We start from the raw sequence: 14,869 nt of genomic DNA on the forward strand, positions 1-14,869 counted from the left end.
GAAGGTGATTGTTTGTGTCCTCACCTGTTCTGGGCATTATGACGTTGTACTTGAACGAACACCGCGCTCTTGAAGAACGAAGCATCTATCGCCGGATGATTATTGAAGGGCGCAAACGGGGACTCGATATTTACGTTTTCACTCCTGCAGATGTGCATTCCGGCGGCAGGCAGATCGAAGCGATGGTGTATGATGAAAAAAACGGATGGTCCAGGGAATGGCGCTCATTCCCTGATCTGATTTTCGACCGATGCCGCATTCAACGCAACCATCGTTTCCAGCAGCTGCTTGCCTTTCGTCAAAAGTACGGGCATCTGCTCTTTCTCAATCGTCCGCTCCGTAACAAGTGGACGATTCATCAGACACTTTCCGAGAAACCGTCCTTCCGGCAGCATTTGCCCGAGACAGTGCTGTTTCAGGATATGTCCGATGTCAACCGTATGCTGAAGGCTTCCTCGCTGATCTACCTGAAGCCGATTAACGGCACGGGCGGGCGTGGTATTCTGCGCGTAGAACGCAGCAGCAAGGAGCCTAACACGGTGCTGGTTCAGGGACGGGATCAGAAGCGGCGTATCATTTCACCACGCAGGGTGCATCTATCAAGACTCGGCCCGCTTCTCCAGCACTGGAACATGAAAGATAAATATCTCGTGCAAAAAGGAATTCAGCTTCAGCTCCCCAATGGAAGAGTGCATGACTACCGTATGCTGGTTCAGAAGAATGGAGAAGGCAAGTGGGAGCTTACGGGCTGCGCAGGACGGATGGGCGCAGAGAAAAGTGTCACCTCCAACCTGCATGGCGGTGGTCAGGCCGTTGCCATGGAACGATTATTGAAGCAGTGGATTCCCGAAGAGGAACTTCGGTCAGAAGTGACGGCAACTGCCGAAAAATTCGGGATTGATGTGGCCACATTTCTGGAGGATACGTACGGGGCCCTTTGCGAGCTTGCCCTGGATTTGGCGATAGACAAAAACGGACACATCTATCTGCTGGAGGTTAACCCCAAGCCTGCTCGTGAAGTCTTTGCCCGCATTGGTGAACGCAGCACCTATTCCAAAGCGATTACACAGCCTCTGGAATATGCGTTGTGGGTATACCGCAATCGGCCGGAAGGCACGGTCAAAAAACCTTCTCCCAGACCCGTTGCGCCAAAAGCTGCAAGAGTGAAGCGAGGCCGCAAGGTGAGATGAAAAACACTTTTCCGTTGTGTGTATATGTATGATTTGGATTTGTAAAAGTACGAGTATAGTTATACTCGTGGATATAGAGCGTATTTGGGAAATAAAAACAGGATTGAAGATTCATCAACTTGAACCTCAATCCTGTTTTTCGCTTTATTAACTACTTTTTGCTGACTACCTGGCTGCATCTAGGCCCAGCTTACCTTGTGCTCATCAATCACAATCCGACCTTCCTGACCTTGATACATATAGGACAGCGTGAACCTCATGTGCTCTGGTTCCAGTGTATAGTCCGTCACCTGGATTGCCTCTTCTATCTCATCCGATGGCAGGCAGATCGCGGCAACCCCCACCTTGCCTGAAAACTGCGCTTTGGCCTGAATCACAGCCGTTTCAGACTTCGAGCCATACATTTCGGAAACCCAGCCCTCCTGTTCGGTGATGCCAAACGTTTCCCTGCCCTTTCCTTCCATCACAAATTTGATGCACACCTTGGCAGGAGCATCGTCAAATCGAATGCCTGCCCGCTGCTTGGCAAGGTCGTCCTTGACCAGCACAAGTCGCGCTTCAGGATGCAGATGGAACCGCTGCTCCAGCGTATGTGTATTCTCTGCAGCAAGCCAGTCTACAATCAGCAGCAGAGGAACCCTTTTTCCCGCAAGCACCCAGCGGCGATGTGTCACCGGATCGGACAGATGTGTGTATCCATCCTGGGAAGCATCAATAAAGTGATAGAGTGCATGACTTTCATAGCGATGGGTTATCGCTTCTGCCTCAGGCTCACCCCACTGCTGTGTAGATACATAAGGGGTCTGGTCGGCTCCGTCTATCGTAACCGTGTTATGAGCCCGTGTACTTTTGAAATAATGTCTCCACTGTCCTTCCTCGTACGTATAACGTCCGGTATCTGTGAAGAACAAGCGTTTTTTCCACATCCACTCGATATTAAGCGCATCGGCATGACCGTGCGCACCGCCCATCGGAGCTGCATCAAAGAACAAATAGTTTCGCTCATCTCTCATGATATAGTACCCTGTCTGCGCAAAGGAACGACTTGGCAGGACACGCCCGGCCTCCGACTGCAGTCTGACACACTGCTCATATTGGGCTGCGCCGACTAACCAGAGACACTCCGAGCTGTCCGTCCCTCTTGCCATCAAATCTTCATCGTTCAAAATGGCACCCAGCAGCGTCAGCCGCTGACGACCATCGCTCAGCCAGTCCGAATCCCCGATGCCTGTCGATTGATGATCCGGCCTGATCATGGCTTCGGTAAACGCAGCCATGTTGCGCAGGCACTCACCATACCATGCCGAGAACGGGTGTCCCGTAATGCCTGCCAGCAGATAAGGTGTGCCGAACATTTCAATACTCGCGTTATGATAATGGGTGTTCAGCTCCACCTGAATGCCTTCTTCATTTAACTGATGCAGCAGACACAGCTCCAGTCGCTCTGCAGCAACCTGACGCCAGAAGGGACTGCGCGGATGCTCCTTGTAAAATGCGGCAATCATGAACAAACCCTGCATATGCATAATGGCATGATTGATCTCTGTACTGCCCAGATAATGTGTCAGGAACTCCGCGTGCTCCTCCAGCCCCTGCAGAAATTCACTGCGAAAGGCCTCGTCCAGCTGCGGACTTCCTTCCATATATTTGTACGCTGCAATCCACGATTGCACACGCAGACCTGTTTCAAGCAAACGCCATGGACCCGGCTTTTGAAAATATACAGCCTCATCGTAGAGCAAATCAACGGGTACCGGATTTTGCTCTCTCCAGGTACGGAAGTGATCTATAAAAGTCGTCACATACAGCGGATTGCCTTTCATCAGATAGGCTTTACCCAGATCGAGCATATGCCAGTGTCTGTTGATGCCCCAGGTAAATTCCAGGTCGTTCGTTGGATTATGAAGCCAATCCACCGGCGTTCCGAGCGGAATCCAGTTCGTCAGATCATTGGTATACGGTACGATGAATTCATTCAGCACAGCACGATTGGCGATCGTGACTGAATTACGGGCTTCCTCCGGGAAATGCTGCTGGTAATACAGTGCCGCCTGCTGCAGTTCGTCAGCTGAAAGGTAAAAGTCATTCATTGGTCTGCCTCAAGGAAGTCCTGACGAAACGGTGTAAACACATCCAGTATGACCGCATCCTCCAGCGCCTTTACACCATGAGGCACATTCAAGCCGGCATAGAAGCTGTCTCCGGCTTTGAGAATACGTGTTTCATCCCCCACCTGAACCTCAAAGCTTCCCTTTACAATGTAGCTGACCTGCTCATGCGCATCGTGGGAGTGGACTTCACCGATTCCACCTTTGCTGAACGTAACCTCCACCATCATCAGTGTACCGCCCATACCTAAAATTTTACGCGAACTTGTCTCGTTAATGATGTGTGGTTCTATGGATTGCTGATTAATGAACATTTGTTTTACCCCTCTCTCCATAAAATAAAGATGATCTTCTATTTAAATAGAAGCGGCCGAAGTGTTTAGACGACGGCCGCCTTATGAAGTACTTACTCTTCTGTAGATAATTTTCCTTGAAGCTTCGAAGAATCAAAGGATGGATCAGCCGTCACCTTAGTCAGGCCAGCCGCTTTGCTTTTCTCAAGTGCTGCATTATAACGAGTATTCAGATCTTTAATCACAGCATCCAGATCACCGCCAGTGAATACATAAGCAGAGAAGGCTTCTGCCCATTTCATACCTTCCAAGGAGCTTTCCGTAATGACACCCGGATTTGCCGGGAAGATGGCGTCAAACTTCTTCGGCAGGAAACCTTCAATGCCAGGAATGCTTGGTTTTTTACCTGAGCTGAGCACGGCAGGAATCAGTGAAATACCATAGCCTTTCTCATAGTATTCACTTTGAAGATCTGTGCTGTAGACATACTCCATGAACTTCCATGCCGCCTCTTTGTTTTTCGAATCTGCGTTGATGCCGATGTAAGAACCACCAATAACCTGCGAAGCTCCTTTAATCGTGCCGTCATCGGTTGGTACAGGCGCAGCGCCCCAGTTTTCTTTGGTCGGGAACTGATCCTTATACACGCCCGGCTCACCGGAGTGATTGATGTACATACCGATTTTGCCTTGTGCGAATTGCGCTCTCAGCGGATCGATATCCAGACTTTCCACCCCTGGCAGCATGCTGCCGTCCTGGTTCATTTGGCGAAGTGCCTCGGCAATCGATTTGTACATGCTGAAGTCAAACTGACCTGTTTTGTAGTTAAAACCGTCGATACCTACGTTGGTGCTTGCACCAGCGATGGTGTTTGCCGCTCTCCAGAAACCGCTGCCGCTCTTGAACGGGCTGGCAAAGCCATAGATGCCTTCACTTTTGCCGACCTCGGTAATTTTCTTTGCATCCGCTACCATCTCTGCGATTGTTTTAGGCGGAGCAGCAATGCCTGCTTTTTGGAAAATATCTTTATTGTATACCAGTCTCCAGATCTGGCCTGTGTTTGGAAGGGTATAGATTTTACCGTCGATGGTGTTTTTATTTTCAATCAGGCTGTTCTTGAACGTCGTTTTCATCTCTTCACTCATGTAGCCGTCGATTGGAGCAAGGTACCCCTTCTGATAATACGTTTGAAAATCATCAATCTGGAATACATCCGGAGCCTGCTTACTCGCAAAAGCAATATCAACAGCCTGCGGATAATTGTCTCCCATGACGGTCATTTCCACTTCAATGTTGTCTTTGTTGGTCTGGTTGAACTGATCAATCTTGGACTTCATGAAATCAGCGTCATGACGGTCCGGAGTCCAGTAGACCACTTTCGTTTTGCTGCTGTTCTGAGCTCCTCCACCAGCCGCTGTCCCCCCGTCTGTTTTCGTTCCACTATCCGTAGAACAACCAGCTACCGTTAATGCAAGCACAGCACTTAGTGTAGTCATCATCCACTTTTTAACCATTGAAATGCCCCCTTATGCTTGTATGGACAACCCTTTGTTTGGCTCCCCGTTAACGTTATGATAAACGCTCTCTTGAGGTCGAAGTGAGGGACATTCTGACTATGCATGGTGGGAAAAATAACGATCTATGTCCTTATCCGTTCTCATACATCTGCCTGAAGTGAGTAGGTGTCATGCCGCAATACTTCTTGAACAGACCGCTGAAATAAGGCCTGTCCTCATACCCCAGCATCTGGCATATTTCCTGCACCTGCACACCTTCAACGAGCAGTTCCTTCGCCTTTTCCATTCTTAGCTTCGTAATATACTGGATCAGGGTCATGCCTGTCTCCTTTTTGAACGCATTGGCAAAGTAGCTTGGACTTAAATGAACCGACTGGGCACAATTCTGCAATGTCAGGTTTTCGGACAGATTCATGCTGATAAACTCCTTGGATTTGCTGATGGCCTGTTTCACATCCGTGAGTCTCTTTTTGTCCATAATCTCACAGCCCATACTGCTGAAATGTTTGATGTAAGCCCCCCAGCCGTCAAAGGTTAACGAGCGCATCGCTTCAAGCACAGTCAGATCAGCCTCCAGACGAAGACGTTCCTCCTCTGTAATTTCATCACAGAACGCGCGGTAGATGGCAAAGGCCAAGCCGGACAAAAGGCGTATCATCGTCAGCGGCTCAGGAAAGCCCTTGGCATTTTGCCATGACTCCAGAATCTCATCAATGATCCGATGACAAGTGCCCTCATTGCCACATTTCAATGCATAGAAGAGCTCCTTTTCCTTTTCCAAGGGATACACCGGGGCGACCACGTCCTGATTTTCCAGCTCTGCATACTGAAAAATGCAGTTCCCCTCGCTGTAAAAGCGATAAGATATGGCTTTATCAGCGTTAGCATAGGACATCCAGATTTCCTGAGGTCTGCGGGCCATCGTGCCCAGTCCGATCGAGATGGTCTTTTTGCTGTACTGTTCTACATTGTGACGACATTGCTCCATCAGCTCGGATACTTCAACCTGATCGGAGGTGTTGAATATCGCGGCCAGCCGATACCGGTTTTCACGCAGCACTACGCTACGGGTATACCGGTTCAGCGTTTCGCTCACGATGTTTTGCACGGCAAAGGGAACAATCTCGGCATCCAGATGCATCGTGGAACCATAACGTGTATACCCGTCCACCTCAATGACCATCACATTCAGATTTGAGGAATCCAGCTCAATGTGCAGCTCATCCCATCGGCTTTCATTCAGAAACCCGCCAATCTCGTGCCGCAGCAAACCGAGAAGATAGCTTTGACGTTCATATTCACTGCTACTGACCGCTTTCTGCTTGAGCTTCTGGAGCTGCTTTGACTTTGCTTGTTCATTCTCAATCACCTGTCTTACCTTGAGCACTGCGCCCAAAATATCTTCCGGGGTAAACGGTTTAAGCAGATAATCGAAGGCTCCCAGCTTGATCGCTTCCTGGGCATAGTGAAAATCGGAATACCCGCTGATAAAAATAAATTTGGACTGCAGTCCGGCATCCATTGCTTGCTTCATGAGTTCGAGTCCGCTGAGCCGAGGCATTTTGATATCTGTAATCACGATATCCGGCTGCTGTTCCAACAGAAGGGACCAGCCTTGCTCTCCATTGTTCGCTGTGCCAACAATCTTGACATCATGCTCCTGCCACGGAATAGTGGACGTTATGCCTTTGACCACAGCCTGAATATCATCCATAACACACATCGTCAATTGCTCCATACGTACGCTCCCTCCTAGCTGATCGGAATGGTGATAACCACCGTGGTTCCCACATTGATTTCACTATGAAAACCAAGCGAAGCCTGTTCGCCGTATTGCAAGTTTAATCGGTCAACGAGATTCGATATGGCGTACCCTTTTCGCTCTCCTGCTGGCAGCTCTTCAGCATGAATTTTGGCCACGTCCATGCCGCATCCATTGTCAGCGACCTCCAGGCGCAGGGTGTGCTCATGACGTTCAATTCGGATCAGAATGAATCCCACATCTTCTTTGTCATTAAAGCCATGCAGTATCGCATTTTCTACGAGAGGCTGGAGCAAAATTTTCAAAATTTCAATGCTTCTGCAGGACTCGTGCACCTCGATTCGATATTCAAACAAGTCCTCGTAGCATTTCTGCTGCAGCTGCATGTACTGCTCGACATGTTTGATCTCCTGCTCAACGGTCGTGATATCCTTTCCGTCATTCAGGCCAAGCCTGAAGAGCAGGGAGAGTGACACGATCATTGCGCTCACATCTTGTTTCTCTCCGCTCTCGCTTTTCCAGAACATCGTATTCAAGGTATTGTACAGAAAATGGGGGTCAACCTGAGCCTGCAGCGCCTTCACTTCCAGTCGCCGCTTGTCCTGCTCTGTGGCTCGCACCTCTTCAAACAAAATCTGGATCTGGTCCAGCATCCGGTTAAACCGGTGTCCCACCGCACTGACCTCATCATCATATTTGCTGCGGAATCTTACATCCAGATCATTGTATTCTACTTCAACCATGAGGCGGCGCAGTTTGTTGAGCGGTTTCAAGAGTGCGGAGGATAACAGGTCGGATAACCCGAGTGCGAGCAGTATGCAGAACAGCATAATAAGGATAACGAGCCACCGGATTTTCTTGAGCGGTGACAACAAATCGGCCTTGGACTGAGCGCTCACCATCACCCATTCCTCATTCATGGAAAGAGATGAATAGTTCACCAGCATGTCTTCTCCCTGTCCGTTCGTATAGGTGAAGTCGCCCGAGCCGGAATTCAAGCGTTGTGCGAAACCTGGCTCCGTTACCAGATCAAATGTCCCCGAGCCGGGACGAATGATCTCGCCTCCATTTTTATGCAGCAAAAACAGTTGTACCTGACTGTTCATCAAATCCTGATTCAGAATATCCCGCATCGCGGCTTCTCTCATGTTCACAACCATGTATACTTCCGAAAATGTATGATTATCCACCACGATCGGCTTGAGCAGCAGGGACAGCACGTTCCCCCTGGATTGGAAAAGCTGACTCGGGTGTGACCCGAACCACATCGTATTCCAGCCTGGCTGCTTCACATATTCTCCGTATTCCTGCTCAAAAGCAGTGCTCTGGTTCGGAAAATCCTTTGTTGAGAAAAAGTTGCCGATCGGTGTCTTCAGATACGCCGTATCAATCAGCGGCTCCACCAGCTTCAGCTGGGCAAAGGTCGTCTGAAGCAGGGAGAGATTCTGATAATAACGGGTTTCATTATGATTGCGAACATCCTGCATCACCTGTGCGAACGTATCACTCAGCATAAACGAATAAGACGATACGACGATGTGGCGCAGATGCTCGTCCATGACCTGTACAGACTTGTTCAGGATGCTCTGTTTCAGCTGCAGGGCATTCCGCTCTATACTTCGGGCAGCAAAGAGATAAGAACAAATGCCCGTTACACTGATACATAAAACAACGAGAAAAATATATATAAGCTGTATCCGTTTTTTCAAGGACATCTGGTAGAAGTAAGACATGATAGACGGTCACTCCTTGAACGAGGGCTGGCCTTGTCCGCTGTAATTTAACAAGAGTATAGCACAGCGGAATCTGCTCGGAATACCGTCCCCTGAATCTCCATTGTTCTGTTTGACCATCTAGCCTTTGACAGCCCCAAGCGTAACTTGCATAAACGATTTATTGGCAAAAATATACACGATCAACAATGGCAAAATTGACAGGCAGGCCCCGGCCATCATCAACTGTACCTCTGCCGCTGCTCCGATCCCGTAGCGCAGATTCGCGAGACCAACAGGCAGTGTTTGCAGCTTGGGATTGCTCATCGTAAATACAAAAGGAAGGATATACTCGTTCCACGAGTTCTGGAACACACCCAAACCGGCAACCGCCAAACCCGGACGCAGCAGCGGCAAAATAATGCGCCAGTACGTAGTGAAGAAATTACAGCCGTCGATCATGGCCGCCTCATCCAGCTCGTGGGGGATGCTTTTGAAGAAACCGACCAGAATAAAATAGGTTGCTGCATGAGCACTGATCAGTATAATGATGACGCCCCATAACGAATTGTTTAATCCGAGTTTGACCATCAGATCAAATTGCGGACGGAGCACCACGGCTCCAATGGAGATGAACAAGGTGGATGCCATGAGCAGCGTATAGGCTTTTTTTCCTTTGAAGTTAACCCGGTCCACAGCATAAGCTGCCATAGAAGATACGAGTAAAGTGCCCACAGTTGTCGCAATGCTTACAAAAACGCTGTTGACGGTAAAACCGGAAAAATTCGCAGTTTTCCAAGCCTGGGCATAGTTCGTAAACTGCCATATTTTCGGCCAGATGGTTGCTCCGCCTGTCAGCTCCTGATTGGATTTGAATGAACCTAACAGTACGAGAATAATCGGGAACAACGATAATAGTGCAATGATGATCAGAAATATAAAGAGCACTGTTCGCTTGGTCCAGCGCGCCCACCTGAATGAGCCTGTAGCAGTTGAACTTGAAGGTGCAAGCACGGTTTGAGTCATCATCGTTTCCTCCTGTTCATTCATTTAGTAGACATCATTAAGCTTTTTGGAAATCCGGAAGTAAATAAGCGTAACCGCACCTACAATGAGAGCCGTCGTAAAGCCGACTGCACTTCCGTATCCGAGCTGTTGAAGGGATTGCGTATCTGCTGATACCGGGAACAGCAATTTGAACAGGTACAGATACATAACTTCTGTTTTTCCATACGGTCCACCCTCGGTTAATACCATAATGCTCTCGTAACCTTTAAGCGCGGTTGTGATGGCAAGCATAATGATCATCTGCAGAACTGGCCCCAGCAGCGGAATGGTTACATTGCGGAGCTTCTGAAACTCACTCGCCCCGTCCAGTGAAGCCGCCTCATACAGTTCCTCCGGAATGCTCTGCAAGCCTGCGATGAACAATAACATGTAGTTGCCGACAGCGCCCCAGATGGCAATGATGATGGTCGTCAGCATCGCATGATCCGCCCCCAGCCAGCTGATCGGCTCGCCAATGATGTGATATTTGAGCAGCAGCTGATTCAGAATACCGTTATATGAATTGAAAATTATAAAAAACACGATAGCCATAACCGAAGCACTGAAGATGGTCGGAAGATAAAATACCGCTCTGAATAACGAACGGCCACGCCACTTGCGATTCAGAATAATAGCGAGAATGAGTGAAAGCGGGATCGTAACGACCAGTTTCCCGAGCGCGTAAACCCCTGTATTTTTGACAGACTCCCAGAACTGTCCGTCCCGTATAATCCGCCCGAAGTTATCCAGTCCGATAAATACGGGTTTGCCGATGCCCTGATAGTCATAGAACATATAACGCAGAGCCCATAACAACGGATAGATTCCGAATACCAATGTGAGGAAAAGGCTTGGCAGTATGAAGATGTAGGCGTTCAGTTTGGATGGTTTCATCAGTTTCAGGCCCCCTATAGCTTTTGAATGAAAGTATAGAGGGATTTATAACCGATGCGGGATAGGGAAATCAACTTTCTACAGGGGAGGATGTGACTGCGTGATCAGAACAAAAAAACCTGCACAGGCGTCAATCACGCCTGTAATGCAGGTTTGTGGAATCGTATGATGAATTCGTCTAACAGCTTACTCCGCTTCTTCGTAAAGTCGCAGCAGCTCTGCAAAATCGGAGATCAGTGCATCTGATCCAGCCAGTTCTTCGTCTCTTCCGAATCCGGCATATGCACAGCCGATGACGGTTTGATGATTCATTTTACCCGCTTCGACGTCCGAGGAACGATCCCCCACCATCCAAGCATCCTGAATCCGGTGTTTCTGCAGCAGAATCTGAACGAGATTGATTTTGGAAGGTGTTTTATACTGTCCCGCACTGTATACCCCTTCAAACAAAGGCATAATCTCGTGGGCGAACGCCACCCCCTTGACATAATCCTCCAGACCGTTGCTGGCAACAAACAAACGAACGCCTTGTGCCTTCAGCGCTTCAAGTGTTTCTTTCACGCCGGGATACAGCTTGGAGCTGCCACCGTCCAGTCCTTCAATCTCCAGCTGCAGCAGTAACTCATCTGCCCGGCGATGAGCCGCTTCCGATGCCTCAGGCATAACCACCTTCCAGATATCCTCCAAAAGCATGCCCAGACTGCCCAGCATCCGCTCTTCCGGCGGCGTTTCGCCTTCAAAATGTCCTTCTGCACGCAGCGTATCAAATAACTGATGGTAGGCAGGCAAAAGCAAGGTCTCTGTCTGAAACAACGTGCCATCCATATCAAAAATCATCGCTTCCGGTTTGCGCAGTACCGTTTTTTTCGTCATATCCATCATTCCTTTCGATTAATTCTTCCGCAATGCCTCCAGCACCTTTTGTGCCTCATATCCATCCTGGAATGTGTATATTTTTCCAGGTTTGCCCTGTATACGGTTGATCACATGTTTCAGAACAGGCAGCTCGCTGGAGGATTCCAGCACTTCCACCGCAGACAGCGGCTGTCCGATAGGTCCGCTCATCAGCTCATCCCAATTTTCCAGCGCGATCGTGCCTTCCGTTCCGTATACAACCATAGATACCCGTTCCTCGCCGGCAAAGTGAGAAATGCCCTGTACATGAATACGCGTTCCATCAGACAGTGCAAGCACAGCCTGAACTTCCTGCTCACACGCATTCGGCTGATTTGCAGGATAAGTCACTTGAGCATCCAGCACATGAAGCGGCCCAAACACCTGCTGCATCATATGAATCCAGTGAATGCCCACTTCCAGGATGAAACCTCCCTGCTCACGGCTTGTAATCCAGTCGTTCTGTTGCCAGGAGCGCGGCCATTGCGGAAATTGCAGGATCAGATCTATTCTGCGTATGCTGCCTGCAGCATGCTGTCTAATCATGTCCTGCAGCTTGAGCACCGCAGGTTCATGCGGCATAGAGAAATGAACGGCATTAACTACTCCAGCCCGCTCTGCCGCTTGCTCCGCAGCTTCCAGCATCCGTCCTGCTTCCTCAAGACTGTTTGCCAGCGGTTTCTCACAGAACACATGAATATTGTGCTTCAGCACTTCCATGACGACCGGATAATGATATCTCGGCGGCACAGCAATGTACACCAGATCAATCTGCTGCTCGTCCAGCAGCTGCTGGTAGTCAAGATATGTTTTCACAGATGGATGGGCTGCAGCAAAAGCTTTCAGACCTTCCTCATTGGCATCACACACCGCGACAATTTCCACGGGCCGTTCCATCTGTGTATTCTTTGCTTGATCAATCATATGTAAGCCCATTTTCCCCAGGCCGATTACAGCCATTTTCAATGCATTCATCATATTACCTCCAGTTCACTTTCAGTATAGCAGAAATCCTGTGTCAGATACGCTGTTCAATCATTACATTATCGCACCATTGCGTCATTACGTTAATGCATATAGGTAATTAGTTATAGAGCATATATCACATTTGTGTAATCGTATTCATTAAATTTGAAGCGTTCACAACTTTAGAATCAGGAAATTAGATTCACGAAAGTGTTGACAAGAAAACACAAAAAAAGATACGATTTCTAATATCAAGGAATTATTCCTTTTACACCCTTAGACAAATACCAACATGTACAATCGGATAAGCCGCCTGGTTCTAAAAACCTACTACTTGAAACGAGGTGTTCACGCGTGAGAACTGTTGCGGATTACTTGGCAGAAGCACTGCGCAATCTGGGCGTCACTCATGTATTTGGTATTATCGGAAAATCAATCTGTCCCGCTCTTCTGAAAATGGTCGATCACGGTCTGGAATTCATCCCCGGCCGCCACGAGGCCAGTTCAGGCTTTGCCGCCTCGGGGTACGCGTTGCAGACAGGACGTCTCGGTGTAGCCTTCGCTACATCAGGCCCCGGAGGAACCAATCTGCTTACGGCAGCGGCACATGCCAAAGCCAACAATCTGCCTGTTCTGTTCCTTACAGGTCATCAATCCATTCAGGAGCTGGGTATCCCTCAGTGTCAGGACTCCTCTTCTTATCTGGCCGATCTGGCCGAAATGTTCAGACCCGCTACACTGTTTAGCAAACTCATCGAGCGTGGAGATCACTTTGGAACCATTCTGAGCCATGCCATATCTATTGCACTTGGCCCGAACAAAGGCCCTGTACATCTCTGTCTTCCTTTTGACGTACAAACTGAGCAGCTTCCCGCCTGCCACATCGCTATTCCCGAACCAGAGCCATTACTCAGCATCTCGAATCTGAATCGAATCCTGCCGCTAATCGAGCAAGCACAGCATCCTTTAATTATTGCAGGCAAAGGGGTAACTCGCGCCGGGGCTCATGAGGAACTGCGGCAGCTCGCTGAAACGTTAAACCTTCCTGTAATTACAACGCCCGGCGGCAAAGGAGCCATCACATGGGATCATGCCTTGTATCACGGCCCCTGCGGCGTAGGCGGTTTCCCGCATGGGGACGAGCTGTTGAATCAAAGTGATCTGTACCTTGTGCTCGGCTCCAGACTAAGTGATATGACGCTCTGTAATCTCAAGTCGCACAATCATCCGGCACAGCTGATCCAGATAGACACCGATCCAACTTTCGTAGGTAAAATCCTTCAATCCAAGACCTTACATATAACAGGCGACATCAAAGACAACTTACAGTATCTGCTGAGCACCTTGCCTCCCAAGCCTGCTGCTGCCTCCGAAGGTTTCAGCCAGCCTGTACCATATCAGTCCCGATTACCCGAGCTGCCACATCTGTCTCTCGCGGCTGTGCTGGATCGAATGAGTGACATGCTTCCTTATGATCACAAGCTGATCGTAGATGATGGAAGTCATGGCTTCCATGCCGTACAGCGATATAAAGTGAAGAAACCGGGCAGTTTCATATTTGATGCCTACTTCGCCTGCATGGGCAATGCCATTGGCATGGCGATCGGTGCCAAGGCCGCAGCACCTGAAGAGACGGTAGTGTGTATTACCGGGGACGGCTGTTTCATGATGCTGGGCACGGAAATCAATACTGCTGTCTGCAAAAACCTGCCTGTCATTTTTATCGTTGTAAACAACAAACAGCTGGATATGGCACTGAAAGGCATGGAAAAAACGACGGGCCGCATTGATGGCACATTGTATGAAGTCCCGATGGATGCTGTTCAATTTGCGGAATCTTTGGGAGCCACAGCCTACCGGGCAGAAACGCTACCGCAGTTCTCTACCGCACTGGAGGCCGCGTTGAAGCTCAAACAAGTCGCTGTCATCGAGCTGCTGACCGATCGGGATGAGATTCCACCAACAGCTCACCGGGTAGTCCATTTGAATTAGGGGGTATGAGACATGAGTGATCAGGTAACACAGGGTTTAGACCGCTTTGCCAAGCTTTCCGGCCAGTATGGTGCGAAGGCACTTGCACCGATCAAAGAGCATTTTCCAGAGCTGTCCGAGTTTATTATGGGAACGGCGTATGGTGATATTTTTCAGCGTACAACCATTACAGAGCAATGGAAGGAAGTTGCCATTATCGCCTCGTTAATTACACAGGGGCAGTATGAGCAGCTCGGGGTTCATTATGCCATGGCACTAAGTGTGGGCATCACCGTGGAGGAACTGAAGGGCATCCTGCTTCATCTCGCGCCCTGTGTAGGTGCTCCGCGAATTATCAGCGCATTTAATGTACTCCTTGCCACTATTGAAGAAACTCAGTAAATTTCCGTTAAAGGAAACCCGGTTAATTACGTTAAGGGAAATCCAGTAATTCATCGTTCTACATATATATACAACATTCGACCTTTTTATTGATCTTTTTACAATAATACCTT

General features: G+C 48.9%; 12 protein-coding genes. 3 read left to right on the plus strand and 9 right to left on the minus strand.

What is annotated here, in order from left to right:
- The first annotated feature begins 14 nt into the window (after nucleotides 1-14).
- On the plus strand, nucleotides 15-1,190 hold the full coding sequence (locus ACQSGY_RS29010; protein ID WP_427182021.1) for a YheC/YheD family protein: 1,176 nt from the start codon (nucleotides 15-17) through the stop codon (nucleotides 1,188-1,190).
- Nucleotides 1,191-1,369: 179 nt separating this feature from the next.
- On the opposite strand, the gene ACQSGY_RS29015 is transcribed toward ACQSGY_RS29010, so the two are convergent.
- The 9 genes from ACQSGY_RS29015 to ACQSGY_RS29055 all read right to left on the minus strand — a co-directional run bounded on the left by ACQSGY_RS29015 (nucleotide 1,370) and on the right by ACQSGY_RS29055 (nucleotide 12,392).
- A complete protein-coding gene (locus ACQSGY_RS29015) occupies nucleotides 1,370-3,280 on the minus strand; it encodes an alginate lyase family protein (RefSeq protein ID WP_427182023.1) in 1,911 nt (636 codons plus the stop codon).
- A complete protein-coding gene (locus ACQSGY_RS29020) occupies nucleotides 3,277-3,612 on the minus strand; it encodes a cupin domain-containing protein (RefSeq protein WP_427182025.1) in 336 nt (111 codons plus the stop codon). The genes ACQSGY_RS29015 and ACQSGY_RS29020 overlap by 4 nt, the downstream gene beginning before the upstream one ends.
- A gap of 92 nt (nucleotides 3,613-3,704) precedes the next feature.
- The gene (locus ACQSGY_RS29025) at nucleotides 3,705-5,105 is read right to left on the minus strand and encodes an ABC transporter substrate-binding protein (protein ID WP_427182026.1); all 1,401 of its coding nucleotides are present in this window, start codon (nucleotides 5,103-5,105) and stop codon (nucleotides 3,705-3,707) included.
- A gap of 133 nt (nucleotides 5,106-5,238) precedes the next feature.
- Entirely contained in the window at nucleotides 5,239-6,846 is a 1,608-nt protein-coding gene (locus tag ACQSGY_RS29030; RefSeq protein ID WP_427182028.1) for a helix-turn-helix domain-containing protein, read from the minus strand.
- Between the two features lie 14 nt (nucleotides 6,847-6,860).
- The gene (locus ACQSGY_RS29035; RefSeq protein ID WP_427182030.1) at nucleotides 6,861-8,603 is read right to left on the minus strand and encodes a cache domain-containing sensor histidine kinase; all 1,743 of its coding nucleotides are present in this window, start codon (nucleotides 8,601-8,603) and stop codon (nucleotides 6,861-6,863) included.
- 120 nt (nucleotides 8,604-8,723) lie between these two features.
- Complete coding sequence (locus ACQSGY_RS29040) at nucleotides 8,724-9,608, minus strand: carbohydrate ABC transporter permease (protein ID WP_427182056.1); 885 nt, start codon at nucleotides 9,606-9,608, stop codon at nucleotides 8,724-8,726.
- Nucleotides 9,609-9,632: 24 nt separating this feature from the next.
- On the minus strand, nucleotides 9,633-10,523 hold the full coding sequence (locus ACQSGY_RS29045; RefSeq protein WP_427182032.1) for a carbohydrate ABC transporter permease: 891 nt from the start codon (nucleotides 10,521-10,523) through the stop codon (nucleotides 9,633-9,635).
- 186 nt (nucleotides 10,524-10,709) lie between these two features.
- A complete protein-coding gene (locus tag ACQSGY_RS29050) occupies nucleotides 10,710-11,396 on the minus strand; it encodes an HAD family hydrolase (protein WP_427182033.1) in 687 nt (228 codons plus the stop codon).
- Nucleotides 11,397-11,414: 18 nt separating this feature from the next.
- The gene (locus ACQSGY_RS29055; RefSeq protein WP_427182035.1) at nucleotides 11,415-12,392 is read right to left on the minus strand and encodes a Gfo/Idh/MocA family protein; all 978 of its coding nucleotides are present in this window, start codon (nucleotides 12,390-12,392) and stop codon (nucleotides 11,415-11,417) included.
- A 345-nt stretch (nucleotides 12,393-12,737) separates the two neighbouring features.
- Here ACQSGY_RS29055 and ACQSGY_RS29060 point away from each other — a divergent pair, with 345 nt between their 5' ends.
- Both ACQSGY_RS29060 and ACQSGY_RS29065 read left to right on the plus strand, forming a co-directional pair.
- The gene (locus ACQSGY_RS29060; RefSeq protein WP_427182037.1) at nucleotides 12,738-14,375 is read left to right on the plus strand and encodes a thiamine pyrophosphate-binding protein; all 1,638 of its coding nucleotides are present in this window, start codon (nucleotides 12,738-12,740) and stop codon (nucleotides 14,373-14,375) included.
- Nucleotides 14,376-14,387: 12 nt separating this feature from the next.
- Nucleotides 14,388-14,756: a carboxymuconolactone decarboxylase family protein gene (locus tag ACQSGY_RS29065; protein ID WP_427182039.1), complete on the plus strand. Its 369-nt coding sequence runs from the start codon at nucleotides 14,388-14,390 to the stop codon at nucleotides 14,754-14,756.
- Nucleotides 14,757-14,869: the final 113 nt, after the last annotated feature.

Source organism: Paenibacillus sp. TC-CSREp1, assembly GCF_050171015.1.
Lineage (GTDB): Bacteria > Bacillota > Bacilli > Paenibacillales > Paenibacillaceae > Paenibacillus > Paenibacillus silvae.

Coding starts and splice junctions, on each gene's coding strand:
- ACQSGY_RS29065 (WP_427182039.1), top strand. CDS start 14,388: ATGAGTGATCAGGTAACACAGGGTTTAGACCGCTTTGCCAAGCTTTCC.
- ACQSGY_RS29050 (WP_427182033.1), bottom strand. CDS start 11,396: ATGACGAAAAAAACGGTACTGCGCAAACCGGAAGCGATGATTTTTGAT.
- ACQSGY_RS29030 (WP_427182028.1), bottom strand. CDS start 6,846: ATGGAGCAATTGACGATGTGTGTTATGGATGATATTCAGGCTGTGGTC.
- ACQSGY_RS29055 (WP_427182035.1), bottom strand. CDS start 12,392: ATGAATGCATTGAAAATGGCTGTAATCGGCCTGGGGAAAATGGGCTTA.
- ACQSGY_RS29020 (WP_427182025.1), bottom strand. CDS start 3,612: ATGTTCATTAATCAGCAATCCATAGAACCACACATCATTAACGAGACA.
- ACQSGY_RS29040 (WP_427182056.1), bottom strand. CDS start 9,608: ATGACTCAAACCGTGCTTGCACCTTCAAGTTCAACTGCTACAGGCTCA.
- ACQSGY_RS29035 (WP_427182030.1), bottom strand. CDS start 8,603: ATGTCTTACTTCTACCAGATGTCCTTGAAAAAACGGATACAGCTTATA.
- ACQSGY_RS29025 (WP_427182026.1), bottom strand. CDS start 5,105: ATGGTTAAAAAGTGGATGATGACTACACTAAGTGCTGTGCTTGCATTA.
- ACQSGY_RS29015 (WP_427182023.1), bottom strand. CDS start 3,280: ATGAATGACTTTTACCTTTCAGCTGACGAACTGCAGCAGGCGGCACTG.
- ACQSGY_RS29045 (WP_427182032.1), bottom strand. CDS start 10,523: ATGAAACCATCCAAACTGAACGCCTACATCTTCATACTGCCAAGCCTT.